Below are 20,281 nucleotides of genomic sequence, written 5' to 3' on the forward strand. Positions count from 1 at the left end.
GTACTGGCCCGCAAGTGGCGGCCGCGATCGTTCGATACCCTCGTGGGACAGGATCACGTGGTGCGCGCGCTGACGCATGCGCTCGACACGCAACGCCTGCACCACGCCTGGCTGTTCACCGGAACCCGGGGCGTGGGCAAGACCACGCTTTCGCGCATTCTGGCCAAATCGCTCAACTGCGAAACAGGCATCACGTCCAAGCCTTGCGGCGTGTGCCAGGCGTGCACGGAAATCGACGCGGGGCGCTTTGTCGACTACCTCGAACTCGACGCGGCCTCGAACCGCGGCGTCGAGGAAATGACCCAGCTGCTGGAGCAGGCGGTGTACGCGCCGGGCGCAGGACGCTTCAAGGTCTACATGATCGACGAAGTCCACATGCTGACCGGGCACGCGTTCAACGCCATGCTCAAGACGCTGGAAGAGCCGCCGCCCCACGTCAAGTTCATCCTGGCCACGACCGACCCGCAGAAGATCCCGGTGACGGTGCTATCGCGCTGCCTCCAGTTCAACCTCAAGCAGATGCCGGCCGATTCCATCGTCGGGCACCTGCAGGCCGTGCTGGGGCAGGAAGACGTGGGCTTCGAAGTGCCGGCCTTGCGGCTGATCGGGCAGGCGGCCTCCGGGTCCATGCGCGACGCCCTGTCGCTGACCGACCAGGCCATCGCCTACAGCGCCGGAAACCTCACCGAAGAGGCCGTGCGCGGCATGCTCGGCACCATCGACCAGCGGCATCTCGTGCGCCTGCTGGACGCGCTGTCCACGGGCGACGCCAAGGGCGTGCTGGCGGTGGCGGACGAACTCGCGATCCGCGGCCTGTCCTACGCCGGCGCGCTGGCTGACCTGGCCGTGCTGCTGTCGCGCGTGGCCATCGAGCAGCGCGTGACGGGCGTCACCCCGGCCGAGGATCCCCTGGCGGCCGATATCTCGCGTCTGGCGCAGTCCCTGCACCCCGACGCCGTGCAACTGTTCTATTCCGTGGCGGTGCACAGCCGCGGCGAGCTGACGCTGGCTCCCGACGAATACGCGGGCTTCATCATGGCGTGCCTGCGCATGCTGGCGCTCAATGGCGAGGCCGGTCCGCAGACCGCGCTGGAAACGCCTGCCGCGCCGGCCCGCCAGGTTGCCGATCCGGCGCCCGCCGTGGCATCCGCTCCCGTGCCCGCAACCATGCCCGCCCCCGAGCAGGCCGCGCCGGAACCCGAAGCCGCGCCTGTCGCGCCGGCCGAGGCTCCCCGGGCGTCCGTGCCGCAGGCGCCTGCCGCGCCCGCGGCCGGGCCCGAACCCGCTGCGCAACCCGCCGAAGCGGCCGTCGAAGCGGAAGCCCCCCAGGCGGCCCCGCACGGCGGCGTGCCGCCCTGGGAAGAACTGCCGGCCGAACAGACCGCTCCCCAGGCCGCTCCCGAGGCGCCCAGGGCAACCGGCTCCGCGGCGCTGGCGGTCACGCCGGCCGCCGCCGCGGTTGCCGCCGCGCCGGCTGTCGATGTCGCGGCGGCCGATGTCGCGGCGGCCGATGCCGCGGCGGCCGATGTCGCGGCGGCCGATGTCGCGGCGGCCGATGCCGCGGCGGCCGATGCCGGCGGCCCGCCGTCCTGGGTCGACGAGGAAATCCCGTACGACGCAGAAGGCGGTTTCGCGCCGGACAACGGATTCACCGCGGATCCGGATGACGACGATTTCGAAACCCTGGCCTCCGCGCCGGGCGCTGCCGCGGCTCAGGCCGCGCCCGCCCGTCGCGAAGGCCCGGCGCCGGCCCGCAAGCGTTCGTCGCGCGCGCGCATGGCCGACATGACTCCCGCGGGCTGGCCCGAGCTGGCCGCGCGCCTGCCCGTCACCGGCCTGGCCGCGGAACTGGCGCGCCAAAGCGAATGGGCTGGCGTGCACGGCGACGCCATCGTTCTGCGCGTGGCCGTCAAGACGCTGGCCGAAAGCGAAAGCCGGGTGCGGCTCCAGACCGTGCTGTGCGAGCATTTCGGCCAGGGCATACGATTGGACGTGGAGGTCGGCGTCACGGGCGACGCCACGGCGCACGCCGTAGCGCAGGCCGAACGGGCGGCCCGCCAGCAAGCCGCCGAAGACGCGGTCGCCGTCGATCCTTTCGTGCAGGCCCTGGTGGCCGATTTCGGCGGGCAGGTCGTTCCCGGCTCCATCCGCCACGTCGATTCCCCTGCCGCCTGACGCGGCGGCAATCTCTCATTCCCCTCGTTCAAGGAAGCACCGATCATGATGAAAGGACAACTGGCCGGCCTGATGCGCCAGGCGCAGCAGATGCAGGAAAACATGAAGAAGGCGCAGGACGCGCTGGCCGAGATCCAGGTCGAAGGCGCCTCCGGCGGCGGCCTGGTCAAGGTCACCATGACCTGCCGCCACGACGTCAAGCGCGTCGCGATCGACCCGTCGCTGCTGGGCGACGACAAGGACATGCTGGAAGACCTGGTCGCCGCGGCGTTCAACGACGCGCTGCGCAAGGCCGAGGCGACCTCCCAGGAAAAGATGGCATCCGTCACCGCCGGCATGCCGCTGCCCCCGGGCATGAAGCTGCCGTTCTGAGCCTGGCTTTTTTGCCGCCGGGCCGTCCCAAGGCAAAATGCGCCCCCTTGGGGGGCAGCAAGCCGAAGGCGTAGCGTGGGGGCTTTTTCGCCGCCGGGCCGCCCCAAGGCAAAATGCGCCCCCTTGGGGGGCAGCAAGCCGAAGGCGCGGCGTGGAGGCTTTAATTTTTTAGGCCGCAATGGATCCCTTACTGCCCGAACCCGAACCGCTGGTGTCGCTGATCGAGGCGCTGCGGCGCCTGCCCGGCGTGGGCGTGCGTTCCGCGAGGCGCATGGCCTATCACCTGCTGCAGCATGATCCGCAAGGCGCGGACCTGCTGGGCCGGGCGCTGGCGGGCGCGGTGCGGGACTTGAAACACTGCGCGCGCTGCAACAGCTTTTCGGAAGACGAGGTCTGCGGCACCTGCAGCAATCCCAAGCGCGACCGCTCGCTGCTGTGCATCGTCGAAACCCCGGCCGATCAGAACATGATCGAGTCCAGCCACGGTTACCGCGGGCTGTACTACGTGCTGATGGGGCGCGTTGCGCCGCTGGAGGGCATCGGCCCGCGCGAGCTGGATTTCGACCGCGTGATCAAGCGCGCCACCGACGGCGAGGTGCAGGAAGTCATCCTGGCGACCAACTTCACGGCCGAAGGCGAGACCACCGCGCACTTCCTGGGCGAAGCCCTGGGCGAACGCGGCTTGCGCGTCACCCGGCTGGCGCGCGGCGTGCCGGCCGGCAGCGAGCTCGAGTACGTGGATGCGGGCACGATCGCCTGGGCGTTGATGGAGCGCAAGACCACCTGATTCCAGGCAACGAGCCTTCGGCAATGCATCGAAGGCCGCCCAGAAAAACCGCGAGGAGACAAACGATGTCAGCGCTGACCGGACTGAAAGTCCTGGAACTCGGCACGCTCATTGCCGGCCCCTTCGCCGCGCGCATCTTCGGCGAATTCGGCGCCGACGTGATCAAGGTGGAAACGCCCCACGGGCCCGATGGCTCGGGCGGCGGCGATCCCATCCGCAGCTGGCGCCATCTGCACGAGGGCAATTCCCTGTGGTGGACCGTGCAGGCCCGCAACAAGCGGTCCATCGCCCTCAACCTGAAAGACCCGCGCGCGCGGGAAATCGCCCGTCGATTGGCGCTGGACGCCGACGTGGTGGTCGAGAACTACCGGCCGGGCGTGCTCGAGAAGTGGGGGCTGGGCTACGAGCAGCTGCGGGCGGTCAATCCCGCGCTCATCATGGTGCGCCTGTCCGGCTACGGGCAGACGGGGCCCATGAAGGACCAGCCGGGCTTCGGCGCGATCGGTGAATCCATGGGCGGCCTGCGCTATGTCTCGGGCCATCCGGACCGGCCGCCGCTGCGGGTCGGCATTTCGATCGGCGATTCGATCGCCGCGCTGCATGGCGTGATCGGCGCCATGATGGCGCTGCGCCACCGCGACGCCACGGGCGGGCGCTGGAACGGCAAGCAGGGGGCCGAATGCCGGGCAGGGCAGGGGCAGATGGTGGACGTGGCCCTGTACGAGGCCGTGTTCAACATGATGGAAAGCCTGGTGCCCGAATACGACGTGGCCGGGGTCGTGCGCGAACGCACGGGCGGCGCGCTGCCCGGCATCGTGCCGTCCAATACCTATACCACCCGAGACGGCCAGAACATCGTGATCGCCGGCAATGGCGACGCGATCTTCCACCGCTTGATGCTTGCCATCGGCCGGAACGACCTGGCGTCGGATCCCGGGCTGGTGCGCAACGACGGCCGCGCCAGGCGGGTCGAAGAGATCGACGGCGCGATCCAGCAATGGTGCGGCGGGCGCGGCATCGAAGAGGCGCTGGATATCCTCAAGAGGGCCGACGTGCCGGTCGGCAAGATCTACAGCGTGGCCGACATGTTCAGCGATCCGCAATTCCTGGCGCGCCGCATGATCGAGCAGCACCGCTTCGCCGACGGCAGTCCGGTGAAGCTGCCGGCGGTCGTGCCGAAGCTGTCGGAAACGCCCGGAGAGACGCGTTGGGTGGGCCCCGGATTAGGGGAACATACCGAGGAAGTCCTGAAATCGCTGGGGTATGATTCAGCGGCTATCGACGAACTGGCGAAGACCGGCGCTATCGGTAGACCCGACAATTAGGAGACAACCACATGTCAGTCACTCGCCGTGATCTGCTCAAGATGGCCGGTGCCGCCGGCGTCATGGGCATGGCGCCCGCCATCGTGCGCGCCCAGAAGCTGGAAAAGACCAAGGTCCAGATCGCAGTCGGCGGCAAGCCGCTGATCTACTATCTCCCCCTGTCCATCGCGGAGGCCCGCGGCTACTTCAAGGACGAAGGGCTGGATGTCAGCATCGCCGACTTCGCGGGCGGCTCCAAGGCCCTGCAGGCCGTGGTGGGCGGCAGCGCCGACATCGTCTCCGGCGCGTTCGAGCACACGCTGTCCATGCAGGCCAAGGGGCAGGCCTACCGCGCCTTCGTGCTGCAGGGCCGCGCGCCGATGATCGGCGTGGGCGTCTCCAAGAAGAACCTGCCCAACTACAAGAGCGCGGCCGACCTGAAGGGCAAGAAGATCGGCGTGACCGCGCCGGGCTCGTCCACCAACATGGTGGTCAGCTTCTTCCTGGCCAAGCACGGCCTGAAGGCCTCGGACGTGTCCATCATCGGCGTGGGCGCGGGCGCCGGCGCGGTGACCGCCTTGCGCAGCGGCCAGATCGACGCCATTTCCAACACCGATCCCGTGGTATCGATGCTGGAGATGCCCGGCGAAATCCAGATCATCGTGGACACGCGCACCCTCAAGGACACGAAGGAAATCTTCGGCGGCAACATGCCGGCGGGCTGCCTCTACGCGCCCCAGGCTTTCCTCGACGCCAATCCCAATACCGCCCAGGCGCTCGCCAATGCGATGGTGCGCGCCGACAAATGGATCCAGAAGGCCGGCCCGGACGAAATCGCCAAGGTCGTGCCCGAGACCTACCTGCTGGGCGACCCGGCCGTCTACAAGGCCGCCATCGGCAAGAGCCTGGAAGGCCTGTCGCCCGACGGCATGATCCCCGAGGATGGCGCCGCCACCGCGCTCAAGGCGCTGGCCGCCTACCAGGCGGACTTCGACGGCTCGAAGATCGACCCGTCCAAGGTCTGGACCAACGATTTCGCGCGCCGCGCCAACGAGAAGTACCCCAATGGCTGAAGCCGCGCTTTCGCTGGAGAACATCAGTTGCACCTTCGTCTCGCGTGACGACCGCAGCCAGCGCTATACCGCCGTGGCCGACACTTCCCTGGCCATCGCGCCAGGGGAGTTCGTGTCGGTGGTGGGGCCCACGGGCTGCGGCAAGTCCACGCTGCTCAATGTCAGCGCCGGCCTGCTCGCGCCGTCGTCGGGCCGGGTGAACGTGTTCGGGCAGCCCCTGTCCGGCATCAATTCGCGGGCGGGCTACATGTTCCAGGGCGAGGCCCTGCTGCCCTGGCGCAGCGCGCTGGACAACGTGGTGGCGGGGCTGGATTTCGCCGGCGTGCCGCGCCCCGAAGCGCTGGAGCGCGGCCGCGAATGGATGCGCCGCGTCGGCCTGGGCGGCTTCGAAGGCCGCTATCCCCATCAGATGTCCGGCGGCATGCGCAAGCGCGCCATGCTCGCCCAGACCCTGATCCGCGATCCCGACATCATCCTGATGGACGAACCGTTTTCCGCGTTGGACATCCAGACGCGCCAGCTCATGGAGAACGAGGTCCTGGACCTGTGGATGGCCAAGCGCAAGGCCGTGCTCTTCATCACGCACGACCTGGACGAGGCCATCGCCATGAGCGACCGCGTGGTCGTGCTCGCGGCCGGCCCGGGCACCCATCCCATCGGCGAATTCGCGATCGACCTGCCGCGCCCGCGCGACGTGGCGGAGGTGCGCGCGGATCCGCGGTTCGTTGAACTGCACGCCGCCATCTGGGGCGTGCTGCGCGAAGAAGTGCTGAAGGGCTATGCCCAGCAGAAGCGCGTCTAGAGCCCTGGAGGGATGAGATGTCGAAGTCGTTTATCAAACCCGGTTCGGCCAGCCTGCGCTTCTGGCAATTGCTGCTGCTCGTCGCGATCCTCCTGGTCTGGCATGCCGCGTCGCGGGATCCGAAGGTGGCGTTCTTCTTCGGCGAGCCGCTGAAGGTCTGGGGCCGCATCTGGGCCTGGTTCGTCACCAACGCGGACATCTACACCCACCTCGGCGTGACGCTGACCGAAACCGTGCTGGCCTTTTTCATCGGCACCATCGCCGGCCTGGGCTTCGGCCTGTGGCTGGGCCTGTCGCCGGGCGCCAGCGCCATCCTGGACCCCTACATCAAGGCCGCCAATTCGATGCCCCGCGTCATCCTGGCGCCCATCTTCGGCATGTGGTTCGGGCTGGGCATCTGGTCCAAGGTGGCGCTGGCAGTGACGCTGGTGTTCTTCATCGTCTTCTTCAACGTCTATCAGGGAGTGCGCGAAGTCAGCCCGACCTTGCTGGACAACGCCAGGATGCTGGGCGCGCGCAAGCGCCAGCTGCTGCGCCACGTATACCTGCCCTCGGCCACCAGCTGGGTGTTCTCCAGCCTCCATACTTCGGTGGGCCTGGCCTTCGTGGGCGCCGTGGTGGGTGAGTACCTGGGCTCGGCGAGCGGGGTGGGTTACCTCATCCTGCAGGCCGAAGGCACGTTCGACGTGAACACCGTGTTCGCGGGCATCATCGTGCTGACCGCTTTCGCGCTGGTCCTGGATGGCATCGTGGGCGTGGGCGAAAAGCGCCTGATGAAATGGCAGCCCCGGTCCGGCGAAACCGAAAAGATCTAGGGCCCGCTCGGCGCGGGCAGGCCCTGGCCGTCCCACCTTTCCTACGGAGTTCCCATGGCCCGTCTGCCTTATGCCGACCTGACCCATCCTGAAGCGCGGCCCCTGGTCGACCGCATCGTCGCCGAGCGCGGCAGCGTCCTGCATCTGTACCAGATGCTGCTGCACAGCCCGGCGGTGGCGGGCGGCTGGCTCAATTACCTGACGTCGATCCGCCAGCTCAGTACCCTGCCTGGCGACCTGAGGGAACTGGTGATCATGCGGGTGGCGGCCATCAACGGCGCGCCCTACGAGGCCGACCAGCACGCCCCGATCGCCCTCAAGGAGGGGGTGTCGCAGGCGCAGCTGGATGCGCTTGCCTCCTGGGAGGGATCGAACCTCTTCGACGAGCGCGAAAAGGCGGTGCTGGCCTACACCGACGCCATGACGCGCCACGTGCAGGTGCCGGAACCGGTGTTTCAGGCGGCCAAGGCTGCGATGGGTTCCGACAAGCTGATGGTCGAACTGACCGCGACCGTCGCGGCCTACAACATGGTGTCGCGCTTCCTGGAAGCGTTGCAGGTGCATTCGCACGACCACCGGTAGGCCGCCAGGCGGCTTCCGGTGGCCGGCGCCGGTCCGGCTTATCCCGTCAAGCGCGCTGCGCCTCGATCAGCGCGTCCAGCTTGACAGCGTCCGCCACGAACAGGCGGATGCCCTCCGACAGCTTTTCGCTGGCCATCGCGTCCTCGTTGAGCAGGGTGCGGAACGTTACTTCGTCCGCGCCGATGCGGGCGATGCCGGCGGGTGCGTCGCCGGCGCGCAATTGCGCCGGGGCGTCGCCCGGGGTGGCGGCCAGCTTGGTCAGCAGGTCGGGGCTGATCGTCAGCAGGTCGCAGCCCGACAGGGCCAGGATCTGGCCCACGTTGCGGAAGCTCGCGCCCATGATTTCGGTGGGAATGCCGAAGTGCTTGTAATAGTGGTAGATCCGGGTGACGGACAGCACGCCCGGGTCGCGCGCGCCCGCATTGTCGGCTTCCACCCAGGAGGCGCCGGCGGATTTCTTGTGCCAGTCGTAGATGCGGCCGACGAAGGGCGAGATGAGCTGCACGTGCGCGTCGGCGCAGGCCACGGCCTGTGGCAGCGAGAACAGCAGGGTCAGGTTGCAGCGCACTCCTTCGGACTGCAGCGCGCGGGCGGCCTGGATGCCTTCCCAGGTCGAGGCGATCTTGATCAGCACGCGTTCGCGCGGCACGCCGGCGGCCTCGTACAGGGCGATCAGGCTGCGGGCGCGTTCGATGGTGCCGCGGGTATCGAACGACAGGCGGGCGTCCACCTCGGTGGACACCCGTCCGGGGACGATGTCCAGGATGGCGCGGCCGAAGGCGACCAGCAGGCGGTCCATGAGTTCGGCCGTGGGCGCGCCGCGGTGATCGCGCGCGGTTTTTTCCAGGAGGGGGCGGTAGGCGTCCTGCTGGACGGCCTTGAGAATAAGGGACGGATTGGTGGTGGCGTCGGTGGGACGCAACGCCTTCATGGCTTCGAAGTCCCCCGTGTCGGCGACGACGGTGGTGTGGTTGCGCAGGGCGTCAAGTTGGCTGGACATGGACGATACGGCTCGCAGCGGCTAGGGTTGAAGGTGTCCTAGCGTATCACTGAGCCCGCAAGGCCGCTGTCGGCCAGACGCGGGAGGGGGGATGCGGGGCGCGCGAAAACAGCCGAAAACGCCGTTTCCGGCCTTATTTGGCGCGGTTCCCCGGGAAAAACGGCCGCTCAAGGTATAATCCGAAGGTTTGATTATCGATTCTAAAACCGGGGTTTACTGTGCTGCCGCAACTTTTTCCCGAGGGGATCAACCGCTTCCCTCCTGCAATTCTGGCTCTGGCGGACGGTACCATTTTTCGAGGCGTGTCGATCGGTGCGCCTGGCCATACCGTTGCCGAAGTGGTGTTCAACACCGCGATGACCGGGTACCAGGAAATTCTCACCGATCCCAGCTATAGCGGCCAGATCGTCACGTTGACCTATCCGCACATCGGCAATACCGGCGTCAACGCCGAGGACGTGGAAGCCAATCGCGTCTATGCCGCTGGCCTGGTGGTCCGCGACTGTCCCGCCCGCGTGTCGAACTTCCGTTCCACGCAATCGTTGCCTGAGTACCTCTCCGAGCAGGGCATCGTCGCCATTTCCGGCGTGGATACCCGCAAGCTCACCCGTATCCTGCGCGAGAAGGGCGCGCAAGGCGCGTGCATTTTCGTCGGCACCGACGCCGACCGCGCCGTCGAACTGGCCCGCGGCTTTGCCGGCATGGCCGGCATGGACCTGGCCCGCGTCGTCTCCATCAAGGATCGCACCGACTGGACCCAGGGCACCTGGCAGCTGGGCGCCGGCTTCACCACGCCGGACCAGTCCAAGTTCCACGTCGTCGCCTACGACTTCGGCATCAAGTCCAACATCCTGCGCCTGCTGGCCGACCGCGGCTGCCGCATCACCCTGGTGCCCGCCCAGACCAGCGCCGAGGACGTCTTCAAGCTCGACCCGGATGGCGTGTTCCTGTCCAACGGCCCCGGCGACCCCGAGCCCTGCGACTACGCCATCGACGCCACGCGCGCCTTCCTCGACAAGAAACTGCCGGTGTTCGGCATCTGCCTGGGCCACCAGATCATGGGCCTGGCGCTGGGCGGCAAGACGCTCAAGATGAAGACCGGCCACCACGGCGCGAACCATCCCGTGCAGGACCTCCAGTCCCAGCGCGTGTTCATCACCAGCCAGAACCACGGCTTCGCCGTCGACGCGGCCAGCCTGCCGGCCAACACGCGCGTGACGCACGTCTCGCTGTTCGACGGCACGCTGCAGGGCTTCGAGCTCACCGACCGTCCGGCCTTCTGCTTCCAGGGCCACCCCGAAGCCAGCCCCGGTCCGCACGACATCCTGGAGCTGTTCGACAAGTTCATCAGCCTGATGTCCGGCCAAAAGTAAAGATTGCATCATGCCCAAGCGTACAGACCTAAAAAGCATTCTCATCATCGGCGCCGGCCCCATCATCATCGGGCAGGCCTGCGAATTCGACTACTCCGGCGCGCAAGCGTGCAAGGCGCTCAAGGCCGAGGGTTACCGCACCATCCTGGTGAACAGCAACCCCGCCACCATCATGACGGACCCGGAAACGGCCGACGTCACCTACATCGAGCCCATCACCTGGCAAGCCGTCGAAAAGATCATCGAGCGTGAAAAGCCCGATGCGCTGCTGCCCACCATGGGCGGCCAGACCGCGCTGAACTGCGCGCTGGACCTGGCCCACCACGGCGTGCTGAAGAAGCACAACGTGGAACTGATCGGCGCCAACGAGCACGCCATCGAAAAGGCCGAAGACCGCCAGAAGTTCAAGCAGGCCATGACCGACATCGGCCTGGAGTCGGCCAAGTCGGGCGTTGCCCACAGCATGGACGAAGCCTGGGAAGTGCAGCGCCGCATCGCCGCCGAAGTCGGAACGTCCGGCTTCCCGGCAGTCATCCGCCCCAGCTTCACGATGGGCGGTTCGGGCGGCGGCATTGCCTACAACGCCGAGGAATTCGAAACCATCTGCCGCCGCGGCCTGGAAGCCTCGCCCACCAGCGAGCTGCTGATCGAGGAGTCGTTGCTGGGCTGGAAGGAATTCGAGATGGAAGTGGTCCGCGACAAGGCGGACAACTGCATCATCGTCTGCTCCATCGAGAACCTGGATCCCATGGGCGTGCACACCGGTGACTCCATCACCGTGGCGCCGGCCCAGACGCTGACCGACAAGGAATACCAGATCATGCGTAACGCATCGATCGCGGTGTTGCGCGAGATCGGCGTGGATACGGGCGGCTCGAACGTGCAGTTCGCCGTCAATCCCAAGAACGGCCGCATGATCGTCATCGAGATGAACCCGCGCGTGTCGCGTTCGTCGGCGCTGGCGTCCAAGGCCACGGGCTTTCCCATCGCCAAGGTCGCCGCGCGCCTGGCCGTGGGCTACACGCTGGACGAGCTGAAGAACGAAATCACCGGCGGCGCCACGCCCGCCTCGTTCGAACCGTCGATCGACTACGTGGTCACCAAGGTGCCGCGTTTCGCCTTCGAGAAATTCCCCACCGCCGACGCGCGCCTGACCACCCAGATGAAGTCCGTGGGTGAAGTCATGGCCATCGGCCGCACCTTCCAGGAATCGTTCCAGAAGGCGCTGCGCGGCCTGGAAGTCGGCGTCGACGGCCTGAACCAGAAGACCACCGACCGCGAAAAGCTGCAGGTCGAGCTGGGCGAACCCGGTCCGGAACGCATCTGGTACGTGGGCGACGCCTTCGCGCAAGGCTTCACGCTGGACGAAGTGCACAACATCACGCACATCGACCCGTGGTTCCTGTCGCAGATCAAGGAAATCGTCGACATCGAGCTCGCGCTGGAACAGAAGACGCTGGCCGACCTGGACTACGCCACGCTGTGGGAACTGAAGCGCCGCGGTTTCTCCGACCGCCGCCTGGCGTTCCTGCTGGATACCGTGGAATCGGAAGTGCGCAAGCTGCGTCACCAGCTGAACGTGCGTCCGGTCTACAAGCGCGTGGACACCTGCGCCGCCGAATTCGCCACCCGCACCGCCTATATGTACTCCACGTACGAGGAAGAGTGCGAGGCCGCTCCCACCGACCGCAAGAAGATCGTGGTGCTGGGCGGCGGTCCGAACCGCATCGGCCAGGGCATCGAGTTCGACTATTGCTGCGTGCACGCGGCGCTGGCGCTGCGCGATGACGGGTACGAGACCATCATGGTCAACTGCAACCCCGAAACCGTGTCCACCGATTACGACACCTCGGACCGCCTGTACTTCGAACCGCTCACGCTCGAAGACGTGCTGGAAATCGTCCACAAGGAAAACCCGGTGGGCATGATCGTCCAGTACGGCGGCCAGACGCCGCTGAAGCTGGCGCGCGCCCTGGAAGCGAACGGCGTGCCCATCATCGGCACCAGCCCCGAATCCATCGACGTGGCCGAAGACCGCGAGCGCTTCCAGAAGCTGCTCAACAAGCTCGGCCTGCGCCAGCCGCCGAACCGCACCGCGCGCACCGAAGGCGAGGCCCTGGCCCACGCCGCCGAGATCGGCTACCCGCTGGTCGTGCGTCCCAGCTACGTGCTGGGCGGCCGCGCCATGGAAATCGTGCACGAGCAGCAAGACCTCGAGCGCTACATGCGCGAGGCCGTGAAGGTCAGCAATGACTCGCCCGTGCTGCTGGACCGCTTCCTGAACAACGCCACCGAAGTCGACGTGGACTGCCTGGCCGACGGCGAAACCGTCTTCATCGGCGGCGTCATGGAACACATCGAGCAGGCCGGCGTGCACTCGGGCGACTCGGCTTGCAGCCTGCCGCCTTACTCGCTGTCGGCGGACGTCATCGCCGAGATCAAGCGCCAGACCACGATGATGGCCAAGGCCCTGAACGTCAGCGGCCTGATGAACGTGCAGTTCGCCATCCAGGGCGGCGACGTCTACGTGCTGGAAGTGAACCCGCGCGCCTCGCGCACGGTGCCCTACGTGTCCAAGGCCACCGGCCTGCAACTGGCCAAGATCGCCGCGCGCGCCATGGCCGGCCAGACGCTGGCGGCGCAGGGCATCACCAAGGAAGTCGTGCCGCCTTACTTCTCGGTCAAGGAAGCCGTGTTCCCGTTCGTGAAGTTCCCGGGCGTGGACACCATCCTGGGCCCGGAAATGAAGTCGACCGGCGAAGTGATGGGCGTGGGCATGAGCTTCGGCGAAGCCTTCGTGAAGTCGCAGCTGGCCGCGGGCGTGCGCCTGCCGGATTCCGGCACGGTGTTCATCAGCGTGAAGAACCAGGACAAGCCTCTCGCCGTGGAAGTGGCGCGCGGCCTGCACATCCTGGGCTTCAAGCTGGTCGCCACGCGCGGCACGGCAGCCGAGATCGAGGCCGCCGGCATTCCCGTGCAGGTGGTGAACAAGGTCACCGAAGGCCGTCCGCACATCGTCGACATGGTGAAGAACGGCGAGATCTCGCTGGTCATCAACACCGTGGAAGAACGCCGCAACGCCATCGCCGACTCGCGCACCATCCGCACCCAGGCGCTGGCCGCCCGCGTGACCTTCTTCACGACGATCGCCGGCGCGCGCGCCGCGGTCGAGGGCATGCAGTATCTGCGCCAGGGGCTGGGCCTGCAGGTCTATCCGCTGCAGGAACTGCACTCCTCCCTGCACGGTTAAACCGGCAGCCGGCATCAAGGTAGGGCACGCGAAAGCGTGCCCTAATTCTTTGCAACGCGATCAAAGGGCTACAGGCACATGGACAGAGTCTTCATTACCGGCGCCAGCAGCGGGCTGGGGCGCGCCCTGGCGCAGCAATACGCCGCCAAGGGCGCCACGCTGGGATTGTTGGGCCGGCGCGAGGAGGCGCTGCGGGAACTGGCCGGCAGCCTGCCCGGGCAGCACCGCTGCTATGCGGCGGACGTCCGCGACCGCGAGGCCCTGCATGCCGCGGCCCGGGACTTCATCGCGTTCTGCCAGGGGCGGGTGGATATTGTCATCGCCAGCGCGGGCATCAGCGCCGGGACGCTGACCGAGCATGGCGAGGACTACGAGGTGTTCAAGGCGATCGTCGATACGAATCTGCTGGCGACGGTGTCGACCTTTGAGCCGTTTATCGAGCCGATGCGGGCGGCGAAGTCGGGGCGGCTGGTGGGCATCGCGAGCGTGGCGGGGGTGCGCGGGTTGCCGGGCGCCGGCGCCTACAGCGCGTCGAAGTCCGCGGTGGTGACGTATTGCGAGAGCCTGCGCCTGGAGCTGGCGGGCGAGGGCATCCAGGTGGTGACGATCGCGCCGGGCTACATCAAGACGGCCATGACTGCCCACAATCCGTATTCGATGCCATTTCTGATGGAGGCGGAGGCTTTCGCGCAGCGCGCGCATGCGGCGATCGGGCGGGGGACTTCCTATACCGTGATTCCGTGGCAGATGGGAGTGGTGGCGAAGCTGATGCGGTTGCTGCCGAATGCCGTCTATGACCGGTTGGCGCGGAATGCGCCGCGTAAGCCGCGCAAGTCTCGTTGAACAGTTGTCCTTGAGACCTGCAGGGTCACACGTTGGCGGATACTACGGCACCACGTCGTTGCCGACTTCGGCGTCCACGTGGCTGACGTCGCCCCAATTCAGGACCTCCCACTTGCGGCCCTGCACGCCGACGCGGTTGATGCTGACGTTGAGCAGCGCGGCGTCGCGCGGGGCATTCAGCGGGACGCCCGAGGCGTGGCGCCAGATGATGTCGAGCACGCCGCCGTGCGTGAACATCAGGATGCGTTCGTCGTCGTGGCGGCTGGCGATGTCGTCGACGGTGGAGATCACGCGGGACTGGAACTGGCCCAGCGTTTCGCCGCCGTCCAGCGGGCGCAGCGGGTCGCGGCTTTTCCAGGCGGCGGCGGCTTCGGGGGCGAGGACGTCGATGCGGTCGTGGTCCAGGCCTTCGAGCACGCCGAAGCCGCGCTCGCGGATGCCGGGTTCCACCCGGACGCGCAGGCCCAGCTGTTCGGAGACGGGCACGGCGGTGGCATGGGCGCGCTGCAGGTCGCTGCTGTAGATCGCGTGGATCGGAGTATGGCGGGCTTCCTCGCGCATGCGCGCGGCCAGCAGGCTGGCCTGGTTGACGCCGAATTCGTTCAGGGGGATGTCTTGCCAGCCTTGCAGGCGCCGCTGGCGGTTCCAGTCGGTTTCGCCGTGGCGGATGAACCAGATTTCAGTCATTACGATCTTGATGCGGGGGAATAAGGCCAGGGCCGGACGCGATGGGCGCGCGCGGTTTCCAGATGGTTTGAATGATCGAGCTTAACGCGACCAGCGCGGGTTCGCTAGCGCGCTCGTACGGCAGGATGAACGCCAGCACGGCATCGACGCGCGCCTGGCCCCAGACGATGAAGTCGTTGGAGGCCGCGCCCGCCAGCGCATTTTCTTCGCGCAGCAGCGCGCAGCCCGCTCCGGCGCGCACCAGCGCGTCCAGGTTGGCCTGGTCGTCGTTCTGCATCACGACGCGCGGCGAGAGGCCATGGCGTTCGAACATGTCGCGCAGCAGCAGGTGGGTGTGGCTGCCGGAAGGACCGTCCAGCCACGGCAACTGCGCCACTTCCTTCCAGCCGCCGCGCTTGAGCACGGCAGCGTGTTCCCTGGGCAGGGCGATGCGGTAGCGCACGCTGCGCAGGGGCTGCCACAGCACGCCGCGCGGCGGGTTGGAGGCGATGGTCAGCGCCGCCGGCAAGCGGCCCGTGCTGACTTGTTCCGCCAGGGCGGCGGCGGGATGGGTCTGGGTCTTCAGCTCCACCAGGGGCAGGCGTTGCGTGACCGCCGACGCCAGTTCGCCCAGCCGCAGGAAGTCGGGCTTCTCGCTGGGCACGCCCAGCTCTACCGCGCCATGCAGGCTGCCCTGCAATTGCTGGGCCTCCGATTTGAATTGGGCGCCCAGCACCAGCAGCGATTCCGCGGTGGGCAGCAGCACTTCGCCGGCCTTGGCCAGCGCCAGCCTGCCGCCGCTGCGGTCGAACAGCGCCACGCCCAGGCTTTGTTCCAGCGCCTTGATCTGCGCCGTCACGGCGGGCTGGGTCAGCGACAGCGCCTCGGCCGCCTTCGTCAGGTTGCCCAGCCGGGCGACCGTGACGAAGGCGCGGATCTGGTAGATTTCCATGGCGGCCGGCTCAGGCCGCCAGCAAGCGCACCTGGGTGGGCTCCAGGCCTATCGATACGGGCGCGCCCACCGGGAAGGGCGACAGCCCGGCCAGGTGCGACTGGTCGGCCGTCAGGCGCTGTTCGCCGATCTGCACCTGGTAGCGGGTGAACTCGCCCAGGAATTCGCTGCTTTCCACGGTGCCCGGCAGCCAGACATAGCGCGCGTCGCCCAGTCCGTCCGCCATTTCGATCTGCACCGTGTGCGGGCGGAAGCTGGCCGCCAGCCGTGACGCCGACGGGGCTTCGCCGGAGAGCGGCAGGTGCAGGTCGCCCACGCCTTCCACCGCCAGCACCACGCTGCCGCTGGTGCGCTCGCGCACTTCGCCTTCCAGCACGTTCATGGTGCCGACGAAGTTGGCCACGAAACGGTTCACCGGGTAGTCGAACAGCGTGCTCGGCGCGCCGATCTGCTGCACGACGCCGTGGTCCAGCACCGCCATGCGGTCGGCGGTGGTCATGGCTTCTTCCTGGTCGTGCGTGACGAAAATGGTCGTGATGCCCAGCCTGCGCTGCAGGCTGAGCAGGTCCTGGCGCATCTGCACGCGCAGCTTCTTGTCCAGATTGGACAGGGGCTCGTCCAGCAGCAGGACCTGCGGCTCGATGACGATGGTGCGGGCCAGCGCCACACGCTGCTGCTGTCCGCCCGAGAGCTGGTTGGGGCGGCGCTTGGCATACTGGGACAGACCCACGAGGTCCAGGGCCGCCTCCACTTTGGAGCGGATATCGGCGCGCGGCAGCTTGCGCTCCACCAGGCCGAAGGCCACGTTGTCCCAGACCGTCATGTGTGGCCACAGCGCATAGTTCTGGAACACCATGCCGATATTGCGGTCCCAGGGCGGGGTGCCGCTGATGTCCTTGCCGTCGACCAGAAGCTGCCCCGCGTTATGCCGGTTGAAGCCGGCGATGAGACGCAGCAGGGTGGACTTCCCCGACCCCGACGGACCCAGCAGGGCGAAGAACTCGCCCGGCTCGATGCTGATGTTCACGTCCTTCAGCACTTCGGTCTTGCCATAGGACAGCCGGATATTGCGGCATTCGACGCTGACCTTCTTCATTCCGTTTCCCCTTCGTGGCGCGCCGGCCGCTGGCGCGTCTGTGCGCGTTCCACCAGCAGGTGCGAGATATACGTGCCGACGGCGACCGCGGCCACCGCCAGGACGCCGAGCGCGGCGCCGGGGCCGCGGCCCGCGGCGCTTTGCATGTACAGATAGATGCCGTAGCTCATGGGCGCCTGGCTGTCTTTCGTGACGAGCATGATAGTGGCGGACAGTTCGACCGCGGCCGTCACGAAGCTGGTGACGAAGCCCGCCAGCATGCCGCCCGCCATCAGCGGCACCACCACGCGCCGTATCGTGCTCATGCGCGTCGCGCCCAGCGACTGCGCCGCCTCTTCCAGCGATATGTTTATCTGCTGCAGCGACGCTACGCAAGAGCGCAGGGCGTATGGCAGCCGGCGGACCGAATACGCGATCATGATGATGATCCACGACGAGGTCAGCAGCGTGCCGGTTCCCGGCAGCTCGATGCCGCGAAAGGTGCGCAGAAAGCCGATGGCCAGCACGATGCCCGGTATCGCGAGCGCGGCGGAGGCCAGGAAGTCCAGCCATTGGCGCGCGGGCAGCCGGGTCCGCAGCATCAGGTAGGCAATGGCCGTGCCCAGGATCACGTCCACGCCCGCGGCCAGGCCGCAATAGAGCAGGGTATTGGCGATCATGCCCTGGGATTCGGAGAACACGGCGGAATAGTGCGCCAGCGTATATCCGTCAGGCAGCGGCGCGAAGCTCCAGACGCTTGCCAGGGACAGCAGCAGCACCCCCATGTGCGGCGACAGCACCAGCAGCAGCACCAGGATGATCCAGCCGTAGGCCAGCACGCTCTCCATCGGATTCAGCTTGCGCTTGTGGATGGAGCTGCCGCCTTTCTGCAAGGTGGAATAGTCCCGGCCCTTGAGCACCCGCGCCGACAGCCACAGCGCAAGGATCGAGAACGCGACCATGATGACGCTGATGACGTAGCCCAGCGGATCCTCCAGCCCTACCTGGGTGATGCGCAGGTAGGCCTGCGGCGCCAGCATGTTGGTGGTGCCCAGGACCAGCGGCGTGCCCAGGTCGTCGAAGACCTTCACGAACACCAGCGACGCCCCCGCCACGTAGCCGGGCAGCGCCAGGGGAAAGATCACGCGACGGAACAGGCGGAATCCGCGCGACCCCAGGTTGAACGCCGCTTCTTCCATTGCCCCGTCGATATTGCGCAGCGCCACGACCAGGTTCATCAGGATGAACGGGAAATAGTGCAGCGCCTCGACGAAGATTACGCCGTTCAGTCCTTCCATGAAGGGCAGCGTGAAACCGAACCAGTCCTGCAACAGCAGGTTGACGCTGCCGGAGCGGCCGAAGATCAGCTGCATGGCGACCGCGCCGACGAAGGGCGGCATGATGAGCGGCAGCACGCCCAGCGTCTGGATCAGCAGCGCGCCGCGGAAGTCGAAGCGCACGGTGAAGTAGGCCAGCGGCACCGCGATGAGCGAGGCCAGCAGGGCGGACCAGCCCGCCACGTAGAGGCTGTTGAAGAACGCCTCCTGCATCAAAGGCTGGCCGAAGAACGCGCCGAAGTGGCCCATCGTGAGGCTGCCGTCGGCATTCACGAAGGCGGAGTAGAACACTGTGCCGACCGGAATGGCCAGGAACAGCAGCAGAAAACCGAACACCAGGAGCGCCGTCAGCACAGGGCCGGCGTGCAGGCGCGAATGGCCCGAATAATTCATCGAGAATTCCAAGTCGTTGCGTCGGGGAGAAGCCGGCGGCGGACGGGACCCGTCCGCCCGCCGCCCGCGGGCTTGCCGTTCAGAGCGCCGCGGCCTGCCTGGCCAGTTTCACGGCCTCTTCGTAGTTGGCGCGCGCGCGCCCGTTCCACTCGCCTTCCAGCTGGGTGATCTGCTGGTTCACGGCGGCGTCCTTCTTGTTGCCGGCGAAGATGGCCAGGAAGGCCGGATCCGCCGCTTTCTTGCCGTCGACCAGGGGCGCCCAGGTCAGCTTGCGGGCCTGCTCCAGGAGTTCTGCCGGCTTGCCGCTCTTGGCCTTGTCGCCCAGCTTGGCTTCGGCGTCGTAGATGGCCTTGGTGGCCGCCTGCAGTTCCTTCAGCCGGAACGTGACGGTCTGGTCGTACAGCGACTGCACCACGTAGTAACGCGTCTGCGAGAGGTCGGCGTTGAACTGCACCTTGCTGCGCTTGGCGATTTCGGCGGGATCCGGGTAACCCGGCGGAATCTTGCCGGCCAGCGTGGAGTAGGGCAGCACCGGCAGGCGCGAGATCTTCGGCTCAAGCAGCAGCTCCTGGCCCGCCTGGCTGAGCGTGAAGGCGATGAACTTCTTGCCTTCCTCGGTATTCTTCGCGCCCTCGATCAATGCGATGTTGGCGGGCACGATGGCGGTTTCCGACGGGTAGACGAAATCGACCGGGAATTTGGAATACTTGCTGGACAGGCCGAAGAAATCGATGACCGGGCCGGCGCCGAACTGCCCGTTGTTCACGCCGTCCGGCACGCCGAACGAGCGTTCGGTGACGGCGCTGCTGTTGCCCGACATGCGCAGCAGCGTGCTCCAGCCTTCGTCCCAGCCTTCGCCCTGCAGAATGGTTTCGACGGTCAGGTGCATGGTGCCCGAGCGCGACGGCGACGTGATGCCGACGTGGCCGAACCACTGAGGGGCCAGCAGGTCCTTCCATTCCACCGGCGCGGGGAGCTTGTGCGCGGCGATGTAGCGCGTGTTGTAGATGATGCCGTAGCCGGCCAGCGCCTGTCCCAGGTACATGCCGCCGGGGTCGTTGATGGGGTAGTTGCCGATCTTGTCCGGCACGTCCTTGTTCGCCACGTCGGACGACTTGGCCAGCAGCTTGTCGCGGCCCAACACCTCGAACGCGTCCGGCGCGCTGGCCCAGAACACCTCGGGACGTTGGCCGGCAGGCGTTTCGCGCACATAGGCGATGCCCGACACGGTGTTCTTGTTCAGGATTTCCAGCGTGATGCCGGGATTGGCCTTTTCGAACGCGGCCTTGTAGGCCTGGGTCAGGTCCTTGGGGAACGACGTGATCACCGTGACCGTGCCGGCCAGGGCCGGCGCGGCGCAAACGGCCAGCAGCGCCCCTGCGAGGGCTGTACGCATTGCGTGCATGGTTTGTCTCCGTGGTTTTTGATTTGTCCGGAGACATTAATGTGTGGTCCGCAATGCGTCCAATCAGAAATTTTGAT

Annotated in this window: 17 protein-coding genes; 11 read left to right on the top strand and 6 right to left on the bottom strand. The window is 67.1% G+C overall.

Features of this window, described 5'->3' with window-relative positions:
* The 8 genes from ACN6PJ_RS21190 to ACN6PJ_RS21225 all read left to right on the top strand — a co-directional run.
* Window positions 1-2,175 (top strand): DNA polymerase III subunit gamma/tau (locus ACN6PJ_RS21190; RefSeq protein ID WP_427997779.1); only part of this gene is annotated, 2,175 nt, incomplete at its 5' end.
* A 45-nt stretch (window positions 2,176-2,220) separates the two neighbouring features.
* Window positions 2,221-2,547, top strand: a complete 327-nt coding sequence (locus tag ACN6PJ_RS21195) for a YbaB/EbfC family nucleoid-associated protein (protein WP_042794716.1) — start codon at window positions 2,221-2,223, stop codon at window positions 2,545-2,547.
* Window positions 2,548-2,725: 178 nt separating this feature from the next.
* Entirely contained in the window at window positions 2,726-3,334 is a 609-nt protein-coding gene (recR, locus tag ACN6PJ_RS21200) for a recombination mediator RecR (RefSeq protein ID WP_427997780.1), read from the top strand.
* 65 nt (window positions 3,335-3,399) lie between these two features.
* Window positions 3,400-4,659 carry a CaiB/BaiF CoA transferase family protein gene (locus ACN6PJ_RS21205; protein ID WP_427997781.1) on the top strand — a complete coding sequence of 420 codons (1,260 nt, stop codon included), beginning with the start codon at window positions 3,400-3,402 and terminating at the stop codon, window positions 4,657-4,659.
* A gap of 11 nt (window positions 4,660-4,670) precedes the next feature.
* Window positions 4,671-5,711, top strand: coding sequence for an ABC transporter substrate-binding protein (locus ACN6PJ_RS21210; protein WP_427997782.1), 1,041 nt, complete (start codon window positions 4,671-4,673; stop codon window positions 5,709-5,711).
* Entirely contained in the window at window positions 5,704-6,513 is an 810-nt protein-coding gene (locus ACN6PJ_RS21215) for an ABC transporter ATP-binding protein (protein ID WP_427997783.1), read from the top strand. The genes ACN6PJ_RS21210 and ACN6PJ_RS21215 overlap by 8 nt, the downstream gene beginning before the upstream one ends.
* Window positions 6,514-6,530: 17 nt before the next feature.
* Window positions 6,531-7,328 carry an ABC transporter permease gene (locus tag ACN6PJ_RS21220; RefSeq protein ID WP_427997784.1) on the top strand — a complete coding sequence of 266 codons (798 nt, stop codon included), beginning with the start codon at window positions 6,531-6,533 and terminating at the stop codon, window positions 7,326-7,328.
* Between the two features lie 54 nt (window positions 7,329-7,382).
* Window positions 7,383-7,910 carry a carboxymuconolactone decarboxylase family protein gene (locus ACN6PJ_RS21225; protein WP_427997785.1) on the top strand — a complete coding sequence of 176 codons (528 nt, stop codon included), beginning with the start codon at window positions 7,383-7,385 and terminating at the stop codon, window positions 7,908-7,910.
* A gap of 46 nt (window positions 7,911-7,956) precedes the next feature.
* Here the strand turns inward: ACN6PJ_RS21225 and tal are convergent, their stop codons facing one another.
* Window positions 7,957-8,910 carry a transaldolase gene (gene tal, locus ACN6PJ_RS21230; protein WP_427997786.1) on the bottom strand — a complete coding sequence of 318 codons (954 nt, stop codon included), beginning with the start codon at window positions 8,908-8,910 and terminating at the stop codon, window positions 7,957-7,959.
* A gap of 218 nt (window positions 8,911-9,128) precedes the next feature.
* Here tal and carA point away from each other — a divergent pair, with 218 nt between their 5' ends.
* From carA to ACN6PJ_RS21245, 3 genes are all read left to right on the top strand, one after another.
* Window positions 9,129-10,283 (top strand): glutamine-hydrolyzing carbamoyl-phosphate synthase small subunit, encoded by a 1,155-nt coding sequence (carA, locus tag ACN6PJ_RS21235; protein ID WP_427997787.1) that lies wholly within the window; start codon window positions 9,129-9,131, stop codon window positions 10,281-10,283.
* A gap of 10 nt (window positions 10,284-10,293) precedes the next feature.
* Window positions 10,294-13,533, top strand: a complete 3,240-nt coding sequence (gene carB / locus ACN6PJ_RS21240; RefSeq protein WP_427997788.1) for a carbamoyl-phosphate synthase large subunit — start codon at window positions 10,294-10,296, stop codon at window positions 13,531-13,533.
* Window positions 13,534-13,611: 78 nt separating this feature from the next.
* Window positions 13,612-14,376, top strand: coding sequence for an SDR family oxidoreductase (locus ACN6PJ_RS21245; RefSeq protein WP_427997789.1), 765 nt, complete (start codon window positions 13,612-13,614; stop codon window positions 14,374-14,376).
* A gap of 42 nt (window positions 14,377-14,418) precedes the next feature.
* Here the strand turns inward: ACN6PJ_RS21245 and ACN6PJ_RS21250 are convergent, their stop codons facing one another.
* From ACN6PJ_RS21250 to ACN6PJ_RS21270, 5 genes are all read right to left on the bottom strand, one after another.
* Window positions 14,419-15,063 carry a histidine phosphatase family protein gene (locus ACN6PJ_RS21250; RefSeq protein ID WP_427997790.1) on the bottom strand — a complete coding sequence of 215 codons (645 nt, stop codon included), beginning with the start codon at window positions 15,061-15,063 and terminating at the stop codon, window positions 14,419-14,421.
* On the bottom strand, window positions 15,056-15,994 hold the full coding sequence (locus ACN6PJ_RS21255) for a LysR family transcriptional regulator (RefSeq protein WP_427997791.1): 939 nt from the start codon (window positions 15,992-15,994) through the stop codon (window positions 15,056-15,058). The genes ACN6PJ_RS21250 and ACN6PJ_RS21255 overlap by 8 nt, the downstream gene beginning before the upstream one ends.
* 10 nt (window positions 15,995-16,004) lie before the next feature.
* Window positions 16,005-17,090: an ABC transporter ATP-binding protein gene (locus ACN6PJ_RS21260; protein ID WP_427997792.1), complete on the bottom strand. Its 1,086-nt coding sequence runs from the start codon at window positions 17,088-17,090 to the stop codon at window positions 16,005-16,007.
* A complete protein-coding gene (locus tag ACN6PJ_RS21265) occupies window positions 17,087-18,799 on the bottom strand; it encodes an ABC transporter permease (RefSeq protein WP_427997793.1) in 1,713 nt (570 codons plus the stop codon). The genes ACN6PJ_RS21260 and ACN6PJ_RS21265 overlap by 4 nt, the downstream gene beginning before the upstream one ends.
* A gap of 79 nt (window positions 18,800-18,878) precedes the next feature.
* Window positions 18,879-20,204 (bottom strand): ABC transporter substrate-binding protein, encoded by a 1,326-nt coding sequence (locus tag ACN6PJ_RS21270; RefSeq protein ID WP_427997794.1) that lies wholly within the window; start codon window positions 20,202-20,204, stop codon window positions 18,879-18,881.
* Window positions 20,205-20,281: the final 77 nt, after the last annotated feature.

The sequence above is a fragment of the Achromobacter sp. genome (assembly GCF_050285585.1).
Taxonomy (GTDB): Bacteria; Pseudomonadota; Gammaproteobacteria; order Burkholderiales; family Burkholderiaceae_B; genus Achromobacter.